This is a genomic window from Pusillimonas caeni, assembly GCF_003545815.1.
GTDB lineage: Bacteria > Pseudomonadota > Gammaproteobacteria > Burkholderiales > Burkholderiaceae_B > Pusillimonas > Pusillimonas caeni.
Genome location: NZ_PDUW01000003.1, coordinates 160045 through 184383, shown reverse-complemented (window position 1 = coordinate 184383; position 24339 = coordinate 160045). Strand labels below are relative to the sequence as shown.

Sequence of the window (24339 nt, the reverse complement as noted above, 5' to 3'; positions counted from 1 at the left end):
CCTAAAAAATTAACACGCATACACTTTAATCGTCCATCCACTCGTGAGCGCACTCGCGCATACTTGAAGAAGAGCATGAACCGCCGCACAGAGAGACAAACCCTCGTCGTCAACGGGCAAACGCATCAGATCGAGGTCGAAGCCGACACGCCTCTCCTCTATGTGCTGCGCAACGACCTGCAGCTGAACGGCCCCAAGTTCGGTTGCGGCCTGGGCGAGTGCGGCGCCTGTACGGTGCTGGTGGACGGCGTCGCCGCGCGCTCCTGCGTCATACCGGTCAAGGGCGTGGCGGGCCACGAGGTCACCACGCTCGAGGGCCTGGGCACGCTGGACCGGCTCGCTCCCATTCAGCGGGCCTTCATCGAACAGCAGGGCGCGCAATGCGGCTATTGCCTCAACGGCATGATCATGACGCTGCAGGCATTGCTCAACCGCAATCCGCATCCGACCGAGCAACAGATCCGCAACGAGCTCAAGTTCAATCTGTGCCGTTGCGGCACCCACGTTGAAATCATGGCGTCGGCGCTTCAGGCCGCACAAGCCCGGTCATGACGGCCCCGGTGCACAGGCCCGCGCAGGGCGCGCCCTCCCATGCCGGCTCCTCCAGCATCGCTCCGCCCTCCGCGGGCGAACTGCTGCATGCCGTCACCCTGCGTCCGACGGACATCGCCTGGGACGGCTCGAACTATACAGGCGCCCGCCTCAGCCATCTCGACGCCGAAGCGGCCCGCGGCACGCCGGGCGTGGTCGACGTCGTGGTGCGCCAGGATTTTATCGGCATCATCGCCTCGCAGCCCGGGCAAGCGCGGCAAGCCCGGACACGGCTTCAGCCGGGCTGGGCGGTGCCGGTCACGGCGCCGGGAATTTCGGCCGCCGACACCGCGGGTTCGGCCACGGGCCGGGAAACCGCTGCGCCATCGCAAAGCGAAGGCGGGCTTTCTCGAACCTACTTCTGGCCCGCCCCGCAGCAACAGGCTCCGGCGTGGGCCATCGCCCAGTATTCCGGCGACGCCCTGGTCGTGTGGACCTGCACCCGCCACAGCGATGCGCTGCGCCGCGAGCTGTCCCAATTGTGCGGACTGCCGCAAGAGGCGGTGCGCATCATCGCGAACGGCCAGATCGATACCGAAGGCTACGACGTCGCTGCGGACGCCGCCCTGCTTTCCCGCTCCTGCGGGCGGCCAGTACGGGTGCAGCAAGATCCGGATGCGTTGAATGCGCAGCCCATAAGCGTCAGTGTGTCGGGAACGCCCGCCCCGGCCGGCGCATCGCGGGACTCCGCCGGCGGCAGCGGCTCGCCTCTGCCAGTAAGCGAGCTCATCGTTTCCTCCGATCTGCATCCGGGCCGCCGCCCTTCGATCGCGGCCCTGCTGTGCGGCTTTGAAATCCAGCATCGGCCCGAGCATGTCGTGTGCATGGCCGACTGCGCCCCACAGGCGCGCCACCTGCCGGCCTCGAGCGATGCTCGCCCGCAGGCGGGCATGCTGGGCCTGCCCGCCGCCGCACAGGTATTCGCGCAAGAATCCTTCTTCGACGAAGCCTGTGCATTGCGCGGCCACGATCCGGTCCAGGCCCGGCTCGACGCGATCGACGATGCGACGGGCCGCGAGCTGATTGCTTCGGTGGCGACGCGCGCAAAATGGTCGCAGGCCCGCCGCAAGCATTCCTACGAGGGCCGGGGCTTCGCCTATGCCCATGTCATCGATCAGACCCGGCAGCCGCCCCAGGAAGTGTGGTCCGCCTGGGTGGCCGACATCCGCGTAGACCCCGCCACGGGCGCCATCGATCTCACAGGACTGACCGTCGGCCACAATACCGGCGCCTTGCAGGCTTCACCTGCGCCGCGCATCGAAGAAGACGTGCGCAAGGCCGCGACGCGCTGGCTGCGGGATGCCTCGAGCCACGATAGTTGGGGCGCCTCTCCGGAAACCGATTTTCCGCTTGCCCGCTCCGCCACCCAGGTGCAGCTCGTCGAACAGGGCCCCGTGGGGCTGGCCTGGAGCCGCGACGCTGAACTGCCCGCGGCGGCGGCCATCGCCAACGCCATTCACGATGCCACCGGCATACGCCTTCGCCAGCCGCCCTTCGACGCCGGCGAACTCAAGCGGCAATTGTCGCTTGCCGGGAGTGGCGGCCGCTCCAGGAAGGCGGCTTACGGTCTATTGGGCGGCATGGCCGCGGCGGCCGGCAGCCTGCTGGTCGCGGCCATGCCCTGGAGGCCCGCCGTCGCGCCGGTGGCAAACATCGACACCTCCATCTATTCGGCGGCGGCGATCGAGCGCGGCCGCCTCGTCGCGGCGGCCGGCGACTGCATGGTCTGCCACACCGCCGAGGGCGGCGTGCCCAACGCGGGCGGCTTGGCGCTGGAAACGCCATTCGGAAAGATCTACACCACCAACATCACGCCCGATAAAGAGACGGGCATAGGCGCATGGTCGTACGCCGCCTTCGAGCGCGCCATGCGCGAGGGCATACACCGCGACGGCCGCCACCTGTATCCGGCCTTTCCGTACACGGCATTTGCAAAGATGTCGGACGCGGACATGCAGTCGCTGTACGCCTACCTGATGACGCAGGAGCCCGTGACGAACCGGGTCGAGCCGACGCAATTGTCTTTTCCGTACAGCATGCGGCCGCTGCTGGCGGGATGGAATCTGCTCTTTCACAAGAACGAAACCTATCAGCCCGATCCATCGCAAACCGCGCTGTGGAATCGCGGCGCCTACCTGGTGCAGGGCATGGGCCACTGCGCGGCCTGCCATTCTCCGCGCAATGCGCTGGGGGCCGAGAAGTCGGGCGAGCAGAATTTCCTGGCGGGCGGCTTTGCCGAGGGCTGGGAGGCTCCGGCATTGAATGCGCTTTCAAAGGCGCCCATTCCCTGGACCGAGGAGGAGCTGTACGGCTATCTGCGCACGGGCTACTCGTCTTTGCATGGCGTGGCGTCGGGCCCGATGGCGCCCGTCATACAAAGCATGGCCGAGCTGCCCGACCAGGATGTGCGCGCCATTGCCCACTACCTGGGCACTCTGGCGCCCGCGCCGTCTGCCGGAGTCAGCCCGGCGCTGCAGGCGGCCCATCTGGAAGAGCAGAGCCGCAACGATCAAAGGGTGCTGTCGCTGGCGGGTGAAAACCTGTTCCAGGGCGCCTGCGCGGTCTGCCACGATGCGCGCGAAGGCCCGCCGCTGTTCGGCGCCCGGCCCTCGCTGGCGCTGAACACCAATCTGCACAGCGACAGTCCGGACAACGCCATCCAGATCCTGCTGCACGGCATCGACAATCCGGCCATGGCGGAGCTGGGCTATATGCCGGGCTTCGGCGACAGCATGAACGACGAGCAGCTGGAAACGCTGCTCGAGTATCTGCGGATGCGGTTTGCGCCGGACAAACCGGCCTGGGAAGGTCTGCCGGAGAAGATTCGCTCGCTGCGAGAAGGGGCGGAGGGCTGACGGTTGCTGATTTGATGGCCGTATTGAATCTTTAACCCGCCTGGCCGGGTAGCACTACCTAAAATGTGCGCGTCATGCGGTCCGGCTTCGCCGGACTTCCCGGGTCTGCCTCGTCCAGGCGGGCGGTGAAAAAACTCAACCTCGTCGCTACGCTCCTCGGGATTCAAACAGTTTTCACCGACTGCCCCCGCCTTCCCTTCGTCAGCACCCGGCGCATGCCGAACGCACATTTTAGGTAGTGCTACCCGGCCAGGCTCACAGTCTCGTGTATTGGGCGGCTCATTACACCCCATCGGTAGGGGTGGGGTGGTGTACGGGGTAACGGGCCGTTCAGCATGCGCCGAATTTTTCTGTTTCGGACGGGGGGCAGTCGGCGAGAGCCTGTCTGAGTCCCGAGCCGCGCAGCGGCGAGGTCGAGTTCTCCCGCCGCCCGGCCGGAACAGAAAAATTCGGGGAGTGCCGCGTAGCGGGACCGCATGGTGCGGCCCGTTACCCCGTACACCGCCCCGCCCCGGTCATAAGAAAGATGAAATCGTCAGAGAGGCTCAAGACGCCGCCATTTCGGGCTCCGACATCCCTACGAGAAAACTTAGCCGAAAAAACGCAGTAGGAAACACCCACGCGTGTCAGCTGCCCCTACACCGTCAAATAAGCCCGACGCACTTCCTCGTTCGCGGCAAGCTCGTCCATCGATCCGCTATAGCGTATCTGACCCTTCTCGAGTACATAGACCCGATCGGACACCAGTTCGGCGAAGTGCACGTTCTGCTCGGACAGCAGGATGCTGACGCCCTGCTCTTTCAGCGCGATGATCATATTGGCCATCTGCTCGACGATGACCGGCGCCACGCCTTCGGAGGGTTCGTCCAGCAGCACCAGGAAAGGGTTGCCCATGAGCGTGCGGGCCACGGTCAGCATCTGCTGTTCGCCGCCGCTCATGTGGCCGCCGGGGCGGTCCTGCATGGCGCCCAGGTTGGGAAACAGCTGGTACAAAGCCTCGGGAGTCCAGGTTGGCGCCGCGGAGCCGTCCGGCCATTTGCGCGCCGGCTGGCGGCCCACCTCGAGGTTCTCAGTGACCGTCAGGTCGGTGAAGACGCGGCGGTCTTCGGGCACGAAGCCCAGGCCCGCGCGCGCTATCTCGTACGGCTGCTGGCCGGTAATGCGCTTGCCCATGAAGGTGACTTCGCCCTTCCACTTGGCCATCAGGCCCATGATGGACTTGAACGTCGTCGACTTGCCGGCGCCGTTGCGGCCCATCAGCGCCACCACTTCGCCCCGCTTCACGTTCAGGCTGACGTCGAAGAGGATGTGAGCGGCGCCGTACCAGGCGTTCAGGCCGGATACCTCGAGCAAGGGCTGGCCGGTGTCGGTGGCTGTCTGGTTCATGTCGTTGCCTGCGCGTTCTGGTTCTTTTCGAATGTCTTGCCGGTGCCGAAGTAGACTTCCTGCACCTTGGGATGGTTGCGGATATGGTCGGCGTTGCCTTCGGCGATGAGCTTGCCCCGGGCCAGGACGATCATGCGGTCGGCGTAGGCGAACACCACGTCCATGCTGTGCTCGGTGAACAGCACGGCCATGTTGCGTTCGACCACCAGCTTCTTGGTCAGCGCCATGAGCTCGTTGCGCTCTTTGGGCGCCATGCCGGCGGTGGGCTCGTCCATAAGCAGCAGCTTGGGGTTGTTGGCCAGGCCCATGGCCAGCTCGACCCGCTTGACGTCGCCATAGGCCAGTTCGCTGCAGGGGCGGTCGGCCTGGGTCTCCATGCCGACCTGCCCGAGCAAGCCCAGGGCCTCGTCGCGGTACTGATCGGCCGCCACGCTGAGAAAGGAATACACCTTGCGGTGATGCGACAGCAGCGCCATTTGCACGTTTTCGACCACGGTCAGCGAGGCGAAGGTCGCGGCGATCTGGAAAGTGCGGCCCACGCCCATATGCGCGATCTTGCGCGGCGCCAGGCCGATCAGCTCGGTGTCTTGCAGACGCACCGAACCCGCCGTGGCGTTCAACTGGCCGTTGACCATATTGAAGGTGGTGGTCTTGCCCGCGCCGTTGGGGCCTATCAGGGCAAGCAGCTCGCCTTCGTGAAGGTCGAAGCTGATATCGTCCACGGCGACGTTGCCGCCGAACTTCTTGGAAAGGTTTCTGACTTCGAGCAGGCTCATGCCGCTTTCTCCTTGACCTTCAGGCGACGGGCGTCCCCGTTCTCGAACAGCTGCTTGAAGAAGCCCGCGATGCCTTGCGGGAAGGCCAGCACAAGTAACAATATGACCCCGCCGAACATGGCGTGCCAGTATTGCGTGGCGCCCAGGAAGTAGTCCTGCAGCACTTTGAAGGTAGCCGCGCCCACGACCGGTCCGATCAGGGTCTGCACGCCGCCGAGCAACACCATGACCAGGGCGTCGACCGACTTGCTGATGGAAATGACTTCAGGCGCCGCGCTGCCTTTGGAAAACACGAACAGTGCGCCGGCCAGGCCGGCAAAAACGCCCGCTATCACGAAGGTGATCCACTGCACGCGCTTGACGTCGATGCCGACCGCGTCGGCCCGCAGGGTGGAGTCGCGGCATGAACGCATGGCGTAGCCGAAGGGCGAGAACAGTATGCGACGCAGCAACAGGGCTGCGGCCAGCACGATGGCCAGTGCGAAATAGTAGTACGTGTCGCCTTCGAGCCACGCGGGCGGCCAGATGCCGATGAGTCCGTTCGAGCCGCCGGTGAAGTCGTCCCACTGGAAAACGATGGACCAGACGATCTGGGCGAAGGCCAGGGTGAGCATGGCCAGATAGACGCCCGACAGCCGGATGCAGAACCAGCCGAATACGAGCGCGCCTACCCCGGCGATGAGCGGTGCCGTTGCAATGGCCCAGCCCATCGAGAAAGCGGCCTCTTTGAGCAGCAGGGCGGCTCCGTAGGCGCCCAAGCCGTAATAAGCGGCATGGCCGAACGAATTCATGCCGCCGGGACCCATCATAAAGTGCAGGCTGAGGGCGAACAAGGCGGCAATAATGATGTCCAGCATCAGCACCGGCGCATACGGGAACCACTCGGACAACAGAGGAATGGCGATCAGCACGGCGATCACCGCCGCGATGAACACCTTGAACGGCGTAGTCGAGCGCCTCAGCGGCGCCTCGATGGGCGCCGAATTGCGGCTGTGGCCCTGCGGCCGACCGAACAGACCCCACGGCCGGAACACCAGCACGATGGCCATGAAGATGAATTCAACCACCAAAGTGAGCTTGGGAAAGGCGAAGCTGACACCCGCGAAGGAGACCGTGCCCAGGGCGATGCAGAGCGCCTTGAGCTCGGCGATGATCAGCGCTGCGATATAGGCGCCGGGAATGGAGCCCATGCCTCCCACCACCACGATGACGAAGGCGTCGCCGATGACGCTGATGTCCAGGGTAAGGTTGGCGGGAACGCGGGGGATCTGCACCGCCCCGCCAAGGCCCGCAAGGAAGGCGCCCAGGGCGAACACGCCCGTGAACAGCCAGGCCTGGTTCACGCCCAGCGCTCCCAGCATCTCGCGGTCTTGCGTGGCGGCGCGCACCAGCGTCCCCCAGCGGGTACGGGTCAGCAGCAGCCACAGCAGGCCCAACACGACCGGCCCGATGAAGATCAGCACCAGGTCGTACCACGGGAAGTAGCGGCCCAGGATCTGGAAGGAGCCGTTCAACCCGGGCGCCAGCGGACCCAGGAGGTCTTCGGGCCCCCACAGCCACAGCGCGGCGTCGTTGAATATGAGCACCAGCGCAAAGGTGGCCAGCAACTGGAACAGCTCCGGCGCGCGATAGATGCGCCGCAACAAGATGATTTCGATGGCGGCGCCCAGGGCGCCGATCAGCAGGGCCGCGGCAATGAGCCCGGCCCAGAAACCCAGCGGCGTCTGGCCGATGGATTGAACCAGCGTGTAGGCGACATAAAGGCCCAGCATGTAGAGCGAGCCGTGCGCGAAGTTGACGATGCGCGTGACGCCGAAGATCAGCGACAGGCCCGCGGCAACCAGGAACAGCGATGACGCTTCAGCCAGCCCGTTCAGGAGCTGGACGATCAAACCCGACAAATCCATTTTTCTTCATACCTCGTGGTCGAAGAAGCGCGCCGCGAGGCGGCGCGCTCTTGCGTGGTCAATCGGCCGGGCGCATCTTCTTGATTTCTTCGTCGGAAGGCTGGACGTCCGCACCGTCGATATAGCGTATGTCGGTCATGATGCCCTTGCCGTCTTTTTTGGCCAGTTTGCCCACGTAGGCGCCCATGGTCGACTGATGGTCGATGGGGCGGTAGACGATCTGGCCGAAGGGCGTCTCGACCTCGAGACCCTTGAAGGCCTTGATCATGTCCTCGGTGTCGGTGGAGCCGCCAGCCTTCTTGATGCCGGCCGCCAGCGACTTGATCGCGCTGTAGCCCACGATGGTGCCCAGGCGCGGATAGTCGTTGAACTTGGCCTGATAGGCATCAAGGAACTTCTTGTGCTCGGGTGTATCGATGGCGTACCAGGGATAGCCGGTGACCACCCAGCCTTCGGGGGTTTCATTGCCCAGCGGATCGAGGTACTCGGGCTCGCCGGTCAGCAGGCTGACCACCGAAAGGTCTTTGAAGAAGTTGCGCTGGGTTCCGGCGCGCACCAGCTTGGCCAGGTCGGCGGCGAACAGCACGTTGAACATGGCGTCGGGCTTGGCGTCGGCAAGCGCCTGGATGACGTTGGCGGCGTCGACCTTGCCCAGCGGCGTGGCCTGTTCGGCGACGAACTCGACGTCGGGCTGGGCCTCTTTGAGCAGCTTCTTGAAGGTTGCCACGGCGGACTGGCCATACTCGTAGTTGGGATACACCAGGGCCCAGCGCTTTTTGTTCATCTTTACCGCCTCAGGCACCAGCATGGCCACCTGCATATAGGTGGAAGCGCGCAGCCTGAACGTGTAGCGGTTGCCGTCTTCCCAGACGATCTTGTCGGTGAGCGGCTCGCTGGCCAGGAAGAACACTTTCTTGTGCTTGGCATAGTCGGTGACGGCCAGACCGATGTGGGACAGGAAGGTGCCGGTCAGCACGTCGACCTTGTCGCGCGCCAGCAGGTCTTCGACCGCGCGGACCGCATCGCCCGTATTCGAGTTGTCGTCGCGGATGACGAGCTCGACCTTCTTGCCGTCGATTCCGCCCTCTTTGTTGATTTCCTCGATGGCCAGGTCCATGCCGTTCTTGTAGGGGCCCAGGAATGCAGGCTGTGTCTTGTAGCTGTTGATCTCCCCGATCTTGAGCGTTTCTTGCGCCGAGGCCGACATGGATAGTGAAACACCCACTATTGCGGCCATCAGTATTGAACAAACTCTCGAGCCTTTCATGGAAATTCCTTATTCAATGCACGATTCCGGACAGGGCCGGAGGTCGCGCGACATTGAAGGGTTAGGTGCATCGATTGAAGTGTACACATGTAATTTTTTGAACAAAAGGTTGTACTCATAGGGATAAACCCTTTATTCAATTGTGGATTCCCTCACCGCTCACCCGCTTGAAACTGCGAAAAATACAACAAAGCGATATGAAACAAAATGAACGAGGCCAGCCCAGATCGGCGTCGACGCGGGGCAACAGTCGCGATTTTTAAGCGTATACGCGATAAATTCAGGGTTCTGGCCCTGTGCGGACCAACCGCCCCCGTCACTCTTCTTCATCGACATCGGCCGCGCACATCTTGTTGAGCAGATAGAGCAGGGCCATCCGCTCGGCCGGATTAAATCCGTTGAAGGTCTTTTCGGTGATCTCGAACGCGAACGGCACCATGGACTCGACCAGGCGCTCGCCCGCCTCGGTGAGGCTGACCAGCACCTTGCGGCGGTCCATTTCGTCGTGACGCACGGAAACGAACTTTCGCGCCTTGAGCCGGTCTATGACTCCACGTATGGTGGCCTGGTCGATGGCCGTCTGCTTGACGATGTGGCTGAGCGAACAGGCGCCGCTGTCTCTCACGGCGCACAGCACGACGAATTGCGCCGCGGTAAGCTGGGTGTCGGGAATGATCTGCTGGAAAAGCGCCGTATGCCGCTGATAGGCGCGGCGCAGCAGGTGCCCCACCTGCTCGGAGAAATCGTAGCTTTCGGATGCCGGAAAGCCGGGTGAGCGACGCGTGTTTTTGGTCATCGATCTAGGCCTGAAAGTATCATCAATCGCGCTTTTTCCGTCGCATTGTTATATATTACGCCATCCTTTTCAATGTCCGTGGCAGTCTCACCACCACCGACGCCAGGCGCCCGCGGCATGTCCACGCGGGTGCGCGCCCAACCGGCGGCCCTCGCCCGCCCTACGAATCATGCGCCAACTCGTCCTCGTTTTCATGGTCTCGAGCCTGTGTCTTTTGACGTTGAGCCGCTGCCTGCTCGCAGCATGGCAATGGCGTCGGGTCGAGCGGGCGGGCGGACTCCTGCCCGTGCTTCGGGGCGGGCTGCGCATCGATGCGCACCAGATCGCCATCTTCGCCGGCATTCCCGCCCTGCTCGCCCCGTGGCTGGGCCACATGCCGATGGCGGTGGCCGCCACGGGATGGTGGTTCGAGCTCGCCTGGCTGCTGCTCGTCCTGCTGGAGCTTTCCACACCGCAGTTCATCACCGAGTACGACACGCGTCCCAACCGGCTCTACATCGAATACCTGCGCCATCCGCAAGAGGTCTTCGGCATGCTGTGGAAGGGCTACAAGGGTCTGCTCGTCGCCGCCGCGGCGGGCATCGCGGCGTTCGCCTGGATGGGCCACGAGATGTTTCAGGATGTGCGCCCCGACTGGGCCATGCCCTGGTGGCAGGCGCTGCTGGTATCTCTGGCCGTCCTGGCCGTCAGCTTTCTGGCCATACGCGGCACGCTGGGCCATCGCCCCATGAACCCCTCGACGGTCGCCTACTGCGGCGACAGCATGCTCAACACCCTTCCGCTCAACTCGTTCTATAACGTCTGCTACGCGGTGTACAGCATGAAGAACGAGCGCTCCGCCGCCGACGTCTACGGCGACATGGACGCCGCCGAAATGCACGCCACCGTATGCAAAAGCGCGGGCATCCAGCCCTACGGCGGCGAACTGCCCACGCTCCATCGGCAATCGTCCCGGCAGCCACGCCCCCGGCCGCTCAACATCGTCCTCATCGTGCAGGAAAGCCTGGGCGCGCAGTATGTCGGCAATCTGGGCGGGTCGGACCTGACGCCGCAGCTCGATGCCCTGGCCCGGACAGGCTGGAACTTCACCCGCGCCTACGCGACCGGAACACGCTCGGTGCGCGGCCTGGAAGCCGTGACCGCCGGGTTTCCCCCCACCATCGCCGACGCGGCGCTGCGGCTGCCGGGCGCCCAAAGCAATTTCTTCACCCTGGCGCAGCTGCTCGGCACGCATGGCTACCGCTCCCGCTTCATCTACGGCGGAGAGGCGCACTTCGACAACATGAAGAGCTTCTTTCTGGGCAACGGCTTCAACGACCTGTACGACCGCCCCACCTTCCAGGCGCCCAAGTTCGTCGGCACCTGGGGCGCTTCGGACGAAGACATGTTCGACCGCCTGCACGAGATGCTCAGCGCTCCGCCGGCGCAGCCCACGCTCACGCTGGCTTTCTCGGTCAGCAACCATTCCCCCTGGGAGTACCCCTCGGGCCGCATCGACCCCATCGGCGACCCGGCCACCGTCGAGAACACGGTGCGCTACGCCGATTGGGCCATGGGCCGGTTCTTCGAACAGGCGCGCCGCAGCGCCTATTGGCAGGACACGGTGTTCCTGGTGGTGGCCGACCACGATTCCCGGGTCGGCGGCGCAAGTCTGGTGCCGCTGCGGCATTTCCACATTCCGGCGCTCATCGTGGGCGCCGACGTTGCCGCGCGGCGCGACGATCGCCTCATCAGCCAGATCGACCTGGCGCCCACCCTGCTTTCAGTGGCCGGGCTGGACACCGAACATCCCATGATCGGGCACGACCTGACCGGCGAGGGCGGCGGCCGCGCCATGATGCAGTACAGCGAAAACTATGGGTATCTGAAGGGCGACCGGCTGGTCGTGCTGGAGCCGCACAAAGAGGCGCGGCAATTCCGCTATCTGGCGCCAGACCAGTACGAGCCGCAGGCGCTGGACGAATCGCTGGCGCGGGAAGCCCTGGCGCATGCGCTTTGGCCGTCCTGGTCATATCGCCACGGCGCTTATTCGCTGCCTCATCTGCAGCGCAGGTCCGCCAAAGCGGCCTGAGGGCCTCAGCGGGCGCCGGAACCCGGCGGCGCGGCAATGCCCGCCGTAACGAAGGCCGTGATCTGCTCGAAGACCTCTTCCGTATCGTTGACGTCGCACACGTCCGGGGCCAGTTGTTCGAGGCGGTGCGTATCCGAAAACGCATACATGTAGGCGCCGATCATGAGCGCCATGCGCCAGTTGACCTCTTTGGCCGAGAGCTGGGGGCACACCTTGGCCATCATCTGCACGTAGGCGCGCGTCGAAGCATCGTAGGCCTCGCCGCGCAGCTTGTATGAGATCTCGGCCGGCTCGGTGTGCAGCCTGGCCTGCAGCCGCAAAAACAGCCTGCCCCCCGGCGTATCGCGCAGGGCGATGGTGGGCGCCAGAAACGCCTTGACGACGTCGCGCACAGAAACGTCGTCGCGCTGCTTCAACTCTTCGAGAAGCTTCATGCGCCCCTCGGAAATTACCCGGCCCCGGCGTATGAACACCGCTTCGTAAAGGCCGTACTTGCTGCCGAAGTAATAATTGATCAGGGCCTGGGTGACGTCGGCGCGGGCGGCGACCATGCGCAGCGTCGCGCCGGAGTATCCGACCTCGGCGAATACTTCTTCGGCCGCATCCAGGATGCGCTCGGACGTGTTGTCGCCCGTTCCGCCGCCCTCCGGACGACCGGGGCGGCGGCCCGCCGCCCGGGCGGATATTTCCGAACGCCGTCTGATTTGAGTCATTGCCTAAGGAACAGGAGTGAAGTCGGTAGCATTGTACGCGTAGACCCAGTTCGCCTTGATGCCGCCCGCATGGGGATCTTTTTTCTGCTGTTCGCGATATTCGGCGTCTCGCTTGGCCTGCTCCTCTTTCGAGGAGAGGTGATACGTCTTGCCACGCTCACGCGCCTCGAGCTGCACCCGGCTGGTGCGCGGCAGGCGCTCGGCTTCGTACTGGGCCAGGGCCTTGTCCAATTGGCCCGGCAGGCCGTCCAGGGCCTTGGCCAGCACGTAGGCGTCCTCGATGGCCATGGCCGCGCCCTGCGACAGGAAAGGCAGCATCGGATGCGCGGCGTCGCCCATGAGCGTGATGCGGCCCTTGGTCCAGGTCTGCATCGGATCGCGGTCGAACAGGCCCCAGCGGTAGACTTCGGTCACGCGTTCGAACAGCTGCTGAATATAGCTGTGCCAGCCCGGGAAGTCGCCGAGCAGGGCTTCGCGGGAGCTAAGGGTGTTCCAGGATTCTTCCACCCATTTTTCGGTCTCGTGCACCGCCACGATGTTGACCGCCTTGCCGCCGTTGACATAGTAGGTGACGACATGGCTTTTGGGCCCAAGCCAGAAGGCCGCCTCCGGCGGCACGAAGTCGGGGCGCTCGTCGAACGGCACGACGGCGCGATAGCACATGTGTCCGGTGAATTGCGGGTCGTCCGCGCCGAACAGATCATGGCGCACGACCGAGCGCACGCCGTCGGCGCCCACAATGAGATCGCCCTCGAAGCGCGAACCGTCGGCGAAGTGCGCCACGGCGCCCTGCTCGTTCTGTTCGACGCCCGTGCATTGCGCCCCGAACGTCACTTTCGTATCGCCGATCATGCCCGCCAGCAATTCGTGCAGGTCGGCGCGATGCACGTGATAAAAATTGGCGCCATACAGGCGCGGGCAGTCCGCCTTCAGCGGAATGCGGAATTTTTCCTCGGCGGTGTCCCAGTCGCGGCCCACCAGGGCCTCGGGCAGGAAGCCGACTTTGTCCAACTCGCTTTCGCCTCCCAGCGCCTTGATGACCTTGACGGCATTGGGTGTCATTTGTATGCCCGCGCCCACTTCGCCGAATTCGGCCGCGCGTTCGAACAGATGCGCCTGGATGCCGCGCTGGTTCAGCGCGGCGGCCAATGCCACTCCCCCGATGCCGCCGCCGATAATGCCGATTTTCAATGATTTCGCCATGAATGTTCCCCTGTATTCGTCCTGTACTCGCGGCTCGTTTTCCATAGCCAGTGACTGTATTATATATTAATTAATCAATTATATAATAATAGAAAGAGAAAAATTTCCAGCCTGCTTCGATCCATTTCCACTCCTTCTTTGCCGGACCGGCAGGTCTGGCGAATCCAGAGCACGCAGTCGAGAAACCGCAGGGATCTCCGGGCGCCGCCCTGCACCTTCCCAGAGGCGGCAAGGCGCTGGGCGGCGCTTTCAGCGGCCAAGCGGCTATGAATATCGAGCGGCTGCGCAGGTCAGCGATTCTGGCCCCGGAAGGCCCAGCCCGTAAAGCGCTTCTCGACCAGGGCGGTGGCGGCATACAAGACAATGCCCAGGAAAGCGAGCACCAGCAGGCCGGCAAAGACGATCTGCACCTGAAAGGCCGCCTGAGCGTCCAGCATGAGCTTGCCGATGCCCTTGTTCGCGCCCACCGTCTCTGACACCACCGCCCCGACGAAGGCCAGGGTGATGGCCACCTTCAGGGAGCCGAAAAAGTAAGGCAGCGAACCCGGTATGCTGACCTTGCGCATGATGTCGAGCTTGGATGCGCCCAAGGCGCGCAAAACATCTTCGAGCTCGGGACTGGTGGTGGCCAGGCCCGTCGCCACGTTGACCACGATGGGGAAGAAAGAGATGAGAAAGGCCGTGATGATGGCGGGGATTTCGCCCAGGCCGAACCACAGGATGAGAATGGGCACCACGGCGACCTTGGGAACGGAGTTGAAGCCGACCAGCACCGGATACAAGGCCGTATAGAGGCTTCTGTGCCAGCCGACCGCAATGCCCAGCAGCAGCCCGCCCACCGTGGCCATCAGAAAGCCGACCAATGTCGTCCACAGCGTGACCCACGAGTTGTCGATGATGGGCGCGCGATACTGCCACAGGGCTGCGAAGATGTCCGAGGGCGCGGGCAGAATGGTCAAGGGTATGGAAAAAGCCCTGCAGACGATTTCCCACAAGACAAAGAGCACGACGGTGAAGAGCAGCGGAGGAATGATGTTGACGAACAGATCGGCTCGACGCATTTAGTGTTTTCCTCCGATCATGGATCGCAGTTCGTAGACGATGTCCTGGAATTCCTGGCTGTAGGTCACCTCGAGTTCACGCGGGCGCGGCAGATCGACCGGACACTTCTTGACCACCCTGCCCGGCCGATTGGACATGACGTAGACCGTGTCGGCCAGAAAGACCGCCTCGCGCAGATCGTGGGTGACCAGCATTACCGTGACCTGGCGCTCTTGCTGTATGTCGCGCAGCGCGCACCAGAGCTCTTCGCGGGTGAAGGCGTCGAGCGCCCCGAAGGGCTCGTCCAGCATCAGGATTTCGGGCTCGTGGATGAGCGCCCGGCAGATCGACGCGCGCTGCTGCATGCCGCCCGAAAGCTCCCAGGGAAATTTTTCGGTAAAGCCGGTCAGCCCGACCGAATTCAGCAGCCGCACCGCCTTCTCTTTATATTGCGCGCGCTGGGACGAGATGTTTTTTCGATAGGGCTGGACGATTTCCAGAGGCAGCAGGATGTTGTCGACGCAATTGCGCCAGGGCAGCAGATTGCTGGCCTGAAAAGCCATGCCCACCGATTTGAGCGGCCCCTTCACCGGCTTGCCTTCGACCGTAAGGCTGCCGGAAAGCGGCGGGTGCAGGCCCGATATGAGCTTCATCAGCGAGCTTTTGCCGCAGCCCGAGGGACCTACGACGGCGATGAACTCGCCCTTGCGGATGGACAGCGTCACATCCTCGATGGCGCGCACGGCGGTGTCGCCGTCGCCGTACGCCATCGAAATGTTTTCGAGCTCGACCAAGGCTTCGGCCATGCGCCCCCCTTCGATAATGGATTCAGTCGACCAGGCGTTCTTCGCGCGCGGGCAGGAATTCGGCCGTGAATATGTCGCCCGCCTTGGGCTTGTTGGTGTAGTCGAAGGTCAGGCCGATCTGCTCTATGGATTTTTCCAGACGCTGCATGTCGACATCGCCCAGGCCGTTTTTCTTGACGTCGTCGGTGACGAAATTGCGCTCGAGCGACATTTTCAGGCGCTGCAGTTCGACGTCGCGATTGGCGATGGCATTGCGCTTCATGAGGGAGTCGATGGCCGACTCGGGGTCCTTGATGGTGTCTTGTATGCCCTTGATGGTGGCGCGCACGAAGCCCTTGACCGCCTCGGGATGGTTCTGCATGAATTCCGGGTTGGCAAGTATGGCGTTGCCGTACAGGTCGACACCGTAATCGCGCAGCAGCAGGACGACGATGTCTTCGTCCTTGACGCCGTTGGCCTTGAGGTTCATGAAGGACGAGAACCAGAAACCGGTGATGGCGTCCACCCTGCCCTGCGCCAGCATGGGCTCGCGCACGGGGAAACCGATGTTCTCGATGCGCACCTTGGAGGCGTCGATGCCGTTGGCGTCGACAAAAATGGGCCATTGGGCGTAAGCGCCATCGGGAGCAGGCGCGCCCAGAACCTTGCCTTCGAGATCCTTCGGTTTGGTAATGCCCTTGTCCTTCAGGGTGACGATGGAGAATGCGGGGGTGTCGTAGACCATCATCACCGCCCGTACCGGCGGGTTCTTGGGGTTGTCGCGATACTTGATGAGCGAGTTGATGTCGGCGAAGCCCATCTGGTAGGTGGCCGTGGCCACGCGGTTGATGGGCTCGACCGAGCTTGCGCCCGCGTCGATGGTGACGTCCAGCCCTTCGTCCTTGTAATAGCCCTTGTCGATGGCGACGAAATAAGGCGCCGCGGGCCCCTCGAAACGCCAGTCGAGCGCAAACCTGATTGCGGTGTCGGCCAAGGCGCTGCTGGAACAACATACGATCAATGCAGAAAGCAGAAGGCGGTGAATGCGCATGGGCTGTCTCCGTGGGGGGTTGTCTGGGCGGGATAGCCTGCGAACACCCCCGCCCTGCTTTTTTCTGTGCTTTGCTTCTTGTGCAACGAACCTTCGGATGAGCTCAATAGTATTTAAAACTTGGAAGCAAAGCTTCTAGGTAGTTACCCCAATTCACGTGTGTGCGCCCTAATGCATGCCCGCTAGGGCGCATATACCTCTGAACCGGCAAAGAAAGTGGACAGCACCCGGGTATCGGCGATTTCGTCCGCTTCGATAGAGAACACGTCGCGATCCAAAATGATGAAGTCAGCGCTCTTGCCGATTTCAAGCGTACCGGTCACGGCCTCCAGCCCCGCTGCCCTTGCGGCATTACGCGTGTATGCATAAAACAATTGTTCGCGCGGCATGCGTTCCGCTTCGTTGAGCACGCCCAGGGGTCCCGCACGGCTGATGGCTTGATGAATCGCCTCCCAGGGATTGGGAGGCGAGATGGGCCAATCGCTTGCCCCCGCGATCTCGGCCCCCGCCTGCAGCAGCGAGCGCGCCGGATATTGATATCGGTAGGCGTCCGGATCGATATAGGGCTGTATCAGGTCCACCGTGTAATGATCGGCCGTGGCCCACAGCAATTGCATCACCGCCGCCACGTTCAACTCTTTGAAGCGCTTGAAGTCGGCCGGGTTGGCCACGTGAATATGCGTGATCGAATGGGGCACCCGACTCTGTCTGTCGCTTCGGGCCTTGGCGATGCCGTTCAAGGACTCTCTGACGGCCCGATCTCCGATAGCATGGATGTGCACTATCCACCCGCGCTCGTCCGCCGCGCTGACCAGATCACCGAAAGAGCGCGGATCGATCAGCAGATGCCCGGCGTCTTCCTTACCGTGATAGGCATGGAGCATGGCCGCGCTCTGGGCAGGATACTCCAGTACCCCATCGGCGAAGATCTTGATGCCCGGAAAGCTCAGGTTGGCCACACCGGCAAACTGCTTTTGCACCGCCGCCAAAGCATCCAGGTCTTGAGGCGTCCCTTTCGGAGGCGCCACCAGCAGCGCGGCGACGTGCGCGGTCAGTTCGCCCCGCTCGGCCAAGGCTTTATAGGCTGGCAGCACGCCCACTTTGTCGCTTTCGGCCGCGATGGCAAACAGCCCCTCGCCCGGCGCGGCATTGGCCGCCGGATCCATCCAGGCGGTAATGCCCAGGCTGTTCAAATGCCTGACGGCCTGCACGGCGGCGGTCTCCAGCACTTCGCCGGGCAGCTTGGGCATCGCCCGGCTCACCCGGTCCCAGCCTGCATCGATGACCAGGCCGTTGGGCATGCCGTCCACGCCCACACCTATCGTATGCTTCTGGTCGGATGCCAGGCTTTCGACATAATGCGCATCGATGCCTGCGCGCCGGCGCATCGGTTGATTAATCCAGGCCGTGTGGAAATCGCTGCCCAAGAATACAATGGGACGCTGCGTCCACCGGCCGGAATTGAAGACGCGATTCAATTCGGCAATCTGCGACCAGTAGCTGGAATGCATGCCCTGCACGAATATGATGTCTCCCTGTAGGGCATCGCCCTGGTCGAGCAGTTCGACCACGTAGAATTCAAGCTCTTTGACAGGCAGTTCTTCATCTTCCAAAGAGGTGGATATCAATTGGAGGCCGCCGAACACCACATGGGCATGCGCATCAACCAAGCCCGGCATCACTCTTTTGCCCGCAAGGTCTATCCGCATGGTGCGCTCGCCCCCCATGGCTTCCATCTGTTCATTTCCACCCACCGCCAGGATCTTGCCGTCCTTGATGGCCAGGGCGGAAACCTGCGGTTCATCGGCGTTGGCGGTGAATACCTTGCCGTTCAATAGGATCAGGTCGGCGGAGGCGTAGGCTCCGGCCTGCATAAAAAGGGCGGAAGATACCGCGAAAAGCAATTTGGAAATATGGCTGGCCAAGACGAGCTCCTCCTGAAACGACAAGTAATTTTTATTGAATTCAGCCGTAGTGTCGCGGCACGTCCCCGTGCCGAGATCAGGTCACGAGCCGGGCAAGGCCCGTGATCCAGATAACCCCAAAACAAAAGCGGCTTTGCAGTGTAAACCCGCAAAGCCGCTTGAATATTGGTCGGGGCGACATGATTCGAACATGCGACCCTCTGGTCCCAAACCAGACAGGCAAATACAGGTGATTGATTTTTAATACTTTTTTGCACTGACTCACTACCCTTTTAGTACTGTTCTGCACTGTTATGTTGGGACCATCCACCGCAAACTCCCCGCAGTAATTGTTCGGCCTAGCAGATTTGCCAAGTACATTTCCACAAGAAATGATCAATATAAGCGAACTGCTCTCCGATCCGCTGCGCCATTACTCCGTGATCGTAATGCGAACATTGTTGAACGAACGGCTATCCATTCGGGTGTCCGAAGTTGAGCGACAGGAATATGTCCGCGCAGCCGCAGCGTTGGGCGTGTCGCCATCAGAGTACTTACGTCTTCGACTGGCTAGCACCAGTGATGAGTACGTCGCCGACCAAATAGCTCAACTGAGATTGACGCTTTTGGACAACCTGTCGCCGGCTGGCCCAGATGCGGGACTTTTACCGATCCTGCTGGAGATTTTGCTTTTATTAAGGCAAGCCTGCAGCCCTGGGCAACTGCGTAGTGCTCAGACGGAACTGCAACGGCTGGGCCACTCCCCTTGGAGTGCCGCTGCCAACGATTCCCCATAGCCGTCTCAGGCCTATCGTCGAAATAGCCCGCTATGACGGCGGCGCCTCGGAGTAAGTTCATGCGTTTCCACATAGCGGCCCCCGCACTAGCGGCGGCCTGTCTTATCGCGGGCTGCGGTTTCACGCCAAAGCAGCCCCCAAAACCCGATGAGGGGCACCGAGTCCCCGTGAATCGGGCGCCGCCTTTTCCTCATGCCTGGCCACGGCAAGATTCGATCCGGATGCCTCTATCCGAACTGGATAATCACCCTACACAACTCGTTGAGGATACCGTAGCGGCCCCCATTGCTGTGGAGGAGGAGAAAACCACCTCCAGAGTCTTGGCAAGAAAACAGCCCACGAATTCGGATAGATCAACGGTACAAACAGGGAACGAGCAGGCGGCCACCTTCTTCTGGCCGATCACGCTGCCATATCAGATGGGTACGTCGATAGCCATAACCTCCGACAAATACCGATGGCATTTCCATTGGCCTCCCATCGATGAGGCGGATGCAATTCAGCACAAAATCACCTCTGCCGATGAAGCATTCGCGGTTTTGCCTGGTAGTGAAGAAGCACTGACCTTCGCCGTCCCCGATTCTTTCGTGCAAATGGGAGACGAATTTGATGTGACAGCGCCCCTACTGTCCGCTGCTGACATGATGGCGCCATCACAATCGGAACCGAAGGCATCGAACGAACCGTCGCCGGTGGCACCAAATGATACTCCGAGCCCTAACTCAACACTCGGTACCCTGCAGCCGGCTCAAGGGCCCGGTCGAGAGTCGACGGTTGAAGTCGCGTTGCACTCCGAGGAAATGACTGAGGCCACACTCAGAACGTGGGCGGCGACCAAAGGTAGCGCGCTCAGCGATTTACTGCGTGAGTGGGCAGCGCGTGAAGATTGGACGATTCGATGGGATGCCAAACTTGACTTCGTAATCGAGGCGCCATTCTCCATAGAGGCCAGCGACTTCCTTGCGGCGGCCGAACGAATTCTGACCGCCTATCGCCGAGCAGGTTACGAATTCTATGCAGTTGCCTATTCCAACAAGGTGCTGCTGATCAAAAATACAAAGGATTGAACTTCATGAGAATTAACCCGACATGGCTGAGTGTCAGGCTGCCTAGTCACCTCGCATTGCTCTGCCTCACGCTACTTACCGGCTGCGCAGCCTATGAGCGAATCGACCAAGCCCCCGAAGTAGCAGAGGAAGCATTTCGAATCGCTGTCGATCAAGCTCAGGCGCAACGTGAAGGCCGCAGCCCCATCCAAGTAGCGAATGAGCCTTGGATATCAACCAAGAAGATCGAGACGGTCAAACCGAAGAGCATCAAGCTTCCAAGTTCGCACGATTGCAGCATCAAACTTATTGCTGATACGCCCCTCGCCTTGTCGGACTTCGCTCAGATTATTACAGCTGATTGCCGACTCCCTGTGACCATCAGTCAGGACGCCTGGGCGGCGATGGCGGGAGGCGCGGTGAATGCACCCCAAGTGGCAGGCGGTACGCCTGCCATGGTGCCAGCTATTCCGACTGTGCCTCCTCAACCGAGCGTGCCGCCGTCTGCCCGCAATTTCGCGTACTCCACCAGCGGCGAAAAAAAGATTCAGCCCATTCGCTGGCTTGGCAAGCCGCTGTCCGGCCTGCTGGACGTGGTGACGTCTCAACTTGGCTTGTCATGGTCCTATAGATCTGGCGCCGTTGTCATCCACTATTTGGATACCCGCACATATCCGATCGCTTTGTCCTCCGAGCTGGATTACCAAAGCAACGTAACCAGCGGAGCCACTCTTTCGACCGGTTCATCGGGCGGCTCCGGTTCAGGGTCTAGCGCGAATGAGACAACCAGCGAGTCGGCGCAGAAGACGGTACTCAGTATCAAATCTCGATTCGCCAATGACGTACAACGGGCAGTGGAGGCGATGCTCACGCCAGGAATCGGCCAAATGGCTTTGTCCACATCAATTGGCACACTCACCGTAACCGACACACCAGACGTGCTAGACCGGATCGGACAATACATAGAAGAGATCAACTCACGCATGAGCCGTCAGGCAATGCTGTATGTGACGGTCGCATCAGTTGTTCTGACGAACTCCGACAGCCTGGGTATCAACTGGAATCTAGTGTGGCAGTCGGTATCGGGCAATTACGGTATTGGTTTCATGAACGCCATTCCTTCAGTGGAAGGCGCAGCCAGTGCTGGATTTGGGATTCTTGATACAGCCACGGGCCGCGCCGGCCAGTTCGCAGGCACCCAAGCTATTCTCAATGCGCTATCCAAGCAAGGTTCAGTGTCGATCATGCGCCAGCGCGGCGTCATTACTCAGCACCTACAACCGACGCCGATTCACTTGACCAATGAACGTCAATACGTATGTGGCCGTAGCCAAACGAATACGGCTCAAGTCGGCGCCACCGAGGCGAGCGAAATGTGCAGCGTCATGACCGGCTTCGCAATGGATATCCTTCCATACATTCATGAACAGGAACTCACTTTGCAGTTCGCCTTGAACATGAGTCCGCCGGCGTTAATCGAACAGGTGCCGGGCGACGAAGATCGGCCAGTGTTCGCGGCGTCCGTAGACAGGCAGGTGTTCCTGCAGCGAGTAGGCATGCGCAGCGGCCAATCGCTGGTCATTAGCGACTTCCAGGAAGCCAGCGAAACGGCAGCCAAGCAGGGCGTCGGCGATGTTTCTGCCTGGATACCGACTGGTTCCGGAATGCGCGCGAAGGAGCGGCGGGTCATAGTGATCATTATTTCCCCACAGATCATGAGGAGAAGCGGTGATCACGGAATGGTGCGTACCGAAGGCTTCAAACAGTTCCTGGCCCGCCTTCTGGAGGGCCAAGGCGATCTCGAGGTAGCGTGATATGCCGTTGATGTTGTTGGTTTTGACGTTCTCTGTATTGCTCGTCGAGCCGGCCTTTGACACAAGCCGCCAAATCCGGCATGACATCACGGTGTCGAGCGCTAGGGCAATGGGCAGCGACATGTTAGCAGTGCGTAACGCGCTGGCAGCCTATTTGAAGGCCACGCCTGGGGCGAGCGGACAAATTGCCTTGGCGAGTTTGGGATTGCCATCCTGGCTAAAACCCGATCGCAGAATACGCGCCCTGGCTCAGTCCGGCCGTGGGTACGTCTATTTCGTACCCGATCAACCCTTGGCAGACCTGTCCACGTTATTGGGACGAGGCGTGCCAGCCTTGGCAGGAATCGCACGAAATGGCAGGCTAGTTTCGCCAGGGTCCACATCTACCATGACGCTTCCGGCGTCCATTCCAGATCAGGCAGTCGTTCTGATCGTCTAGGCTTGGTCCATCAAGGGCCATAAGGACAGGTCCACCGATGGCTACAACCGTCTTAATATTCAAAACCGTTAAAGGGGTAACCCCTATCAAAGTAGGGCGCCGGCGCACGTTCGTGAGCGGCTTAGACTGGCAGGTTCTTCCGAGCGGCCACAACTACAAAGATGAAGCCCGCAAGATAGCCCGTAACGAACTTGAGCGCACTGGCGTGGCGCTGGATGTCGTGCATTTGCGCCGACATGAAAACGTGGTGCAGGCAGCTTTCATCCGTCGAGGTGGCCGCGCCCGAAAGGGTACCGTCTCCCTGGCGGCCGTCGCGGCGGACATGTTGGGCGCCAACTTTGTCGCCGCATTCGAGTTACCCGACGGCCGGTATGCCTTAACGTCTTGCGTCGACGAGGTTATCGTGCCGGGCATGGATCGTGTCTGCGAGCCTCAAGAGGCCATTGACAAGATTCAGGAATTGTCGAATTCACGATCATCGCAGGGCGAACTTCAGGTGTATGCGCCGGACACTCTGTGGCCTGGCGGTGAGCCGATCGACCTGGAAGACCTGCTAGCCGGTGTTAAACGGCGCCATCGGCTTAGGCAGCGACCCACTTTCTCCCAATCTAGCGTCAGGACTTGGGCCGTATGGGCGGTGCTTGCGGCGCTAGTGATATCCGCGTGGCTGCTGTGGGATAGGCATCAGCGAAAACTTGCCAGCGAGCTGGCCGCAAAACAGGCTAAGGAGCTTGAGCATTTACGTCAGCAGTCCGGACAGAATTTGCACGACCTTTCGCTCCTACGCCCCTGGACGAGTCAGCCGAGTTTGGAGACCTTCTCCCAGGTATGTACTCGATCCATAAGCAAAGTGCCCGTCACATTGGACGGTTGGGTCCTACTTAATGCACAGTGCAGCGCCTACTCCACGAGCGCAACTTACGCACGAACAGAGGGACGAACTGTCTTGGGCTTCGCCAGCACGGCTCGTGCGTGGCGAGAGGCCCTAAATGTTCAGTTCTCCAGCGACGGCGACCTAGGAACCATTGAATGGCCGGTGGTCATGTCTCCAGGCGGTGATGAAGGCCTTGACCAGATGGACAACCGTACCCGCCATTTTATGAGCTGGTGGCAATCGCAACTGGTGCCATTCGAGGTGACCTCGACCAATTCGGCATTCGCGCCAGGGTATCAACCACCTCCTGTTTCCTCTGGACAACAGGAACTGCGACCAGACTGGAAAACGGCGCGATGGACGATCGATGGCGTGCCAAGAAACCCCACACAACTACTGGAAGGAATCAATCCTGACGGCCTGCGCTTACAAGAAATTGAGCTCGACTTCGACGCTCAAGGGCAACTCAAATGGAGTCTAAAAGGTGAAATATACGGTCAATAGAGGGCTACACCTCTTGATGCTGGCCTGCGCAGTCGGACTGACGATGCAGGCACATGCCGATGATGGAACAGACATCGATGTCCCGATTCAAGGCCCCCTCACGGTCGGGCACCTGGATGCCATCATGCAAGAAGAAATTTTGTACAAGGCCCAGGTCGCCAGAGCTAAGCAGCACGCAGAGCTGGCTAAGTTCGAAAGCGCGTCTTCGAAGACGCGCGCAATCGACTCCTTTGCGCTGCCGAATGTCGCTTGGCGCCGTGCTACTGCCAGCGGCTGGCTTGCGAAGTTTGTCTTTCAAGATGGCACGTCAATGATTGCTGGACGAGGTGAACCGTTGCCAGGAGGGTTAGAAGTCGCCCATATCACGGAGGGAGGCATACAACTCAAGCACAACGGGCGCTTGATAGACCTCTCCCCTACAACTCCCTCTGCAAGGCCAAAGGAATTGCCGGTGCCCGACTCCGCCGTTACATCCCACCCCGACGTCCTTACGGCGGGCCACTCAGCTCCAATGTGAGA

Annotated in this window: 20 protein-coding genes; 9 read left to right on the top strand and 11 right to left on the bottom strand. The window is 61.4% G+C overall.

Annotation, left to right across the window (positions count from 1 at the left end; all coding sequences use genetic code 11):
• Positions 1 to 75: 75 nt before the first annotated feature.
• Positions 76 to 552 carry a (2Fe-2S)-binding protein gene (locus CSC67_RS08020; protein WP_118993999.1) on the top strand — a complete coding sequence of 159 codons (477 nt, stop codon included), beginning with the start codon at positions 76 to 78 and terminating at the stop codon, positions 550 to 552.
• Positions 549 to 3446, top strand: a complete 2898-nt coding sequence (locus CSC67_RS08015) for a cytochrome c (RefSeq protein ID WP_118993998.1) — start codon at positions 549 to 551, stop codon at positions 3444 to 3446. The genes CSC67_RS08020 and CSC67_RS08015 overlap by 4 nt, the downstream gene beginning before the upstream one ends.
• 636 nt (positions 3447 to 4082) lie before the next feature.
• Here CSC67_RS08015 and CSC67_RS08010 read toward each other — a convergent pair.
• The 5 genes from CSC67_RS08010 to CSC67_RS07990 all read right to left on the bottom strand — a co-directional run bounded on the left by CSC67_RS08010 (position 4083) and on the right by CSC67_RS07990 (position 9578).
• On the bottom strand, positions 4083 to 4832 hold the full coding sequence (locus tag CSC67_RS08010) for an ABC transporter ATP-binding protein (protein ID WP_118993997.1): 750 nt from the start codon (positions 4830 to 4832) through the stop codon (positions 4083 to 4085).
• The gene (locus tag CSC67_RS08005) at positions 4829 to 5608 is read right to left on the bottom strand and encodes an ABC transporter ATP-binding protein (protein ID WP_118993996.1); all 780 of its coding nucleotides are present in this window, start codon (positions 5606 to 5608) and stop codon (positions 4829 to 4831) included. Before CSC67_RS08005 ends, CSC67_RS08010 begins: the two co-directional genes overlap by 4 nt.
• Positions 5605 to 7515, bottom strand: a complete 1911-nt coding sequence (locus CSC67_RS08000; protein ID WP_118993995.1) for an ABC transporter permease — start codon at positions 7513 to 7515, stop codon at positions 5605 to 5607. Before CSC67_RS08000 ends, CSC67_RS08005 begins: the two co-directional genes overlap by 4 nt.
• 58 nt (positions 7516 to 7573) lie before the next feature.
• Positions 7574 to 8752 carry an ABC transporter substrate-binding protein gene (locus CSC67_RS07995; protein WP_167752835.1) on the bottom strand — a complete coding sequence of 393 codons (1179 nt, stop codon included), beginning with the start codon at positions 8750 to 8752 and terminating at the stop codon, positions 7574 to 7576.
• Between the two features lie 346 nt (positions 8753 to 9098).
• On the bottom strand, positions 9099 to 9578 hold the full coding sequence (locus CSC67_RS07990) for a MarR family winged helix-turn-helix transcriptional regulator (RefSeq protein WP_118993993.1): 480 nt from the start codon (positions 9576 to 9578) through the stop codon (positions 9099 to 9101).
• Positions 9579 to 9747: 169 nt separating this feature from the next.
• Between CSC67_RS07990 and CSC67_RS07985 the strand changes: the two genes are divergently transcribed.
• Positions 9748 to 11649, top strand: coding sequence for an LTA synthase family protein (locus CSC67_RS07985; protein ID WP_118993992.1), 1902 nt, complete (start codon positions 9748 to 9750; stop codon positions 11647 to 11649).
• A gap of 5 nt (positions 11650 to 11654) precedes the next feature.
• On the opposite strand, the gene CSC67_RS07980 is transcribed toward CSC67_RS07985, so the two are convergent.
• The 6 genes from CSC67_RS07980 to CSC67_RS07955 all read right to left on the bottom strand — a co-directional run bounded on the left by CSC67_RS07980 (position 11655) and on the right by CSC67_RS07955 (position 18367).
• Positions 11655 to 12362: a TetR/AcrR family transcriptional regulator gene (locus tag CSC67_RS07980; protein ID WP_118993991.1), complete on the bottom strand. Its 708-nt coding sequence runs from the start codon at positions 12360 to 12362 to the stop codon at positions 11655 to 11657.
• A gap of 3 nt (positions 12363 to 12365) precedes the next feature.
• Positions 12366 to 13565: an FAD-dependent monooxygenase gene (locus CSC67_RS07975; RefSeq protein WP_167752802.1), complete on the bottom strand. Its 1200-nt coding sequence runs from the start codon at positions 13563 to 13565 to the stop codon at positions 12366 to 12368.
• Positions 13566 to 13855: 290 nt separating this feature from the next.
• The gene (locus CSC67_RS07970; protein WP_118993990.1) at positions 13856 to 14626 is read right to left on the bottom strand and encodes an ABC transporter permease; all 771 of its coding nucleotides are present in this window, start codon (positions 14624 to 14626) and stop codon (positions 13856 to 13858) included.
• Positions 14627 to 15412, bottom strand: coding sequence for an ABC transporter ATP-binding protein (locus tag CSC67_RS07965; protein WP_118993989.1), 786 nt, complete (start codon positions 15410 to 15412; stop codon positions 14627 to 14629).
• A gap of 22 nt (positions 15413 to 15434) precedes the next feature.
• Complete coding sequence (locus CSC67_RS07960; protein WP_118993988.1) at positions 15435 to 16442, bottom strand: ABC transporter substrate-binding protein; 1008 nt, start codon at positions 16440 to 16442, stop codon at positions 15435 to 15437.
• Positions 16443 to 16624: 182 nt separating this feature from the next.
• Positions 16625 to 18367: an amidohydrolase gene (locus CSC67_RS07955; RefSeq protein ID WP_245220171.1), complete on the bottom strand. Its 1743-nt coding sequence runs from the start codon at positions 18365 to 18367 to the stop codon at positions 16625 to 16627.
• Positions 18368 to 18714: 347 nt separating this feature from the next.
• On the opposite strand from CSC67_RS07955, the gene CSC67_RS07950 reads away from it, so the two are divergent.
• From CSC67_RS07950 to CSC67_RS07925, 6 genes are all read left to right on the top strand, one after another.
• On the top strand, positions 18715 to 19143 hold the full coding sequence (locus tag CSC67_RS07950; protein ID WP_245220170.1) for a hypothetical protein: 429 nt from the start codon (positions 18715 to 18717) through the stop codon (positions 19141 to 19143).
• 221 nt (positions 19144 to 19364) lie between these two features.
• Positions 19365 to 20210, top strand: a complete 846-nt coding sequence (locus CSC67_RS07945) for a toxin co-regulated pilus biosynthesis Q family protein (RefSeq protein ID WP_209304296.1) — start codon at positions 19365 to 19367, stop codon at positions 20208 to 20210.
• 5 nt (positions 20211 to 20215) lie between these two features.
• Positions 20216 to 22003 (top strand): PilN family type IVB pilus formation outer membrane protein, encoded by a 1788-nt coding sequence (gene pilN / locus CSC67_RS07940; protein ID WP_118993986.1) that lies wholly within the window; start codon positions 20216 to 20218, stop codon positions 22001 to 22003.
• 1 nt (position 22004) lies between these two features.
• The gene (pilM, locus tag CSC67_RS21750) at positions 22005 to 22442 is read left to right on the top strand and encodes a type IV pilus biogenesis protein PilM (RefSeq protein WP_118993985.1); all 438 of its coding nucleotides are present in this window, start codon (positions 22005 to 22007) and stop codon (positions 22440 to 22442) included.
• Between the two features lie 112 nt (positions 22443 to 22554).
• Positions 22555 to 23820, top strand: a complete 1266-nt coding sequence (pilO2, locus tag CSC67_RS07930) for a type 4b pilus protein PilO2 (protein ID WP_167752801.1) — start codon at positions 22555 to 22557, stop codon at positions 23818 to 23820.
• Entirely contained in the window at positions 23801 to 24337 is a 537-nt protein-coding gene (locus CSC67_RS07925; protein WP_135227446.1) for a hypothetical protein, read from the top strand. Before pilO2 ends, CSC67_RS07925 begins: the two co-directional genes overlap by 20 nt.
• Positions 24338 to 24339 lie beyond the last annotated feature (2 nt).

Coding starts and splice junctions, on each gene's coding strand:
- CSC67_RS07995 (WP_167752835.1), bottom strand. CDS start 8,752: ATGGCCGCAATAGTGGGTGTTTCACTATCCATGTCGGCCTCGGCGCAA.
- pilN (WP_118993986.1), top strand. CDS start 20,216: ATGAGAATTAACCCGACATGGCTGAGTGTCAGGCTGCCTAGTCACCTC.
- CSC67_RS07980 (WP_118993991.1), bottom strand. CDS start 12,362: ATGACTCAAATCAGACGGCGTTCGGAAATATCCGCCCGGGCGGCGGGC.
- CSC67_RS07965 (WP_118993989.1), bottom strand. CDS start 15,412: ATGGCCGAAGCCTTGGTCGAGCTCGAAAACATTTCGATGGCGTACGGC.
- CSC67_RS07985 (WP_118993992.1), top strand. CDS start 9,748: ATGCGCCAACTCGTCCTCGTTTTCATGGTCTCGAGCCTGTGTCTTTTG.
- CSC67_RS07970 (WP_118993990.1), bottom strand. CDS start 14,626: ATGCGTCGAGCCGATCTGTTCGTCAACATCATTCCTCCGCTGCTCTTC.
- pilM (WP_118993985.1), top strand. CDS start 22,005: ATGCCGTTGATGTTGTTGGTTTTGACGTTCTCTGTATTGCTCGTCGAG.
- CSC67_RS08000 (WP_118993995.1), bottom strand. CDS start 7,515: ATGGATTTGTCGGGTTTGATCGTCCAGCTCCTGAACGGGCTGGCTGAA.
- CSC67_RS07960 (WP_118993988.1), bottom strand. CDS start 16,442: ATGCGCATTCACCGCCTTCTGCTTTCTGCATTGATCGTATGTTGTTCC.
- CSC67_RS08015 (WP_118993998.1), top strand. CDS start 549: ATGACGGCCCCGGTGCACAGGCCCGCGCAGGGCGCGCCCTCCCATGCC.
- CSC67_RS08010 (WP_118993997.1), bottom strand. CDS start 4,832: ATGAACCAGACAGCCACCGACACCGGCCAGCCCTTGCTCGAGGTATCC.
- CSC67_RS07945 (WP_209304296.1), top strand. CDS start 19,365: ATGCCTCTATCCGAACTGGATAATCACCCTACACAACTCGTTGAGGAT.
- CSC67_RS07990 (WP_118993993.1), bottom strand. CDS start 9,578: ATGACCAAAAACACGCGTCGCTCACCCGGCTTTCCGGCATCCGAAAGC.
- CSC67_RS07975 (WP_167752802.1), bottom strand. CDS start 13,565: ATGGCGAAATCATTGAAAATCGGCATTATCGGCGGCGGCATCGGGGGA.
- CSC67_RS08005 (WP_118993996.1), bottom strand. CDS start 5,608: ATGAGCCTGCTCGAAGTCAGAAACCTTTCCAAGAAGTTCGGCGGCAAC.
- CSC67_RS08020 (WP_118993999.1), top strand. CDS start 76: ATGAACCGCCGCACAGAGAGACAAACCCTCGTCGTCAACGGGCAAACG.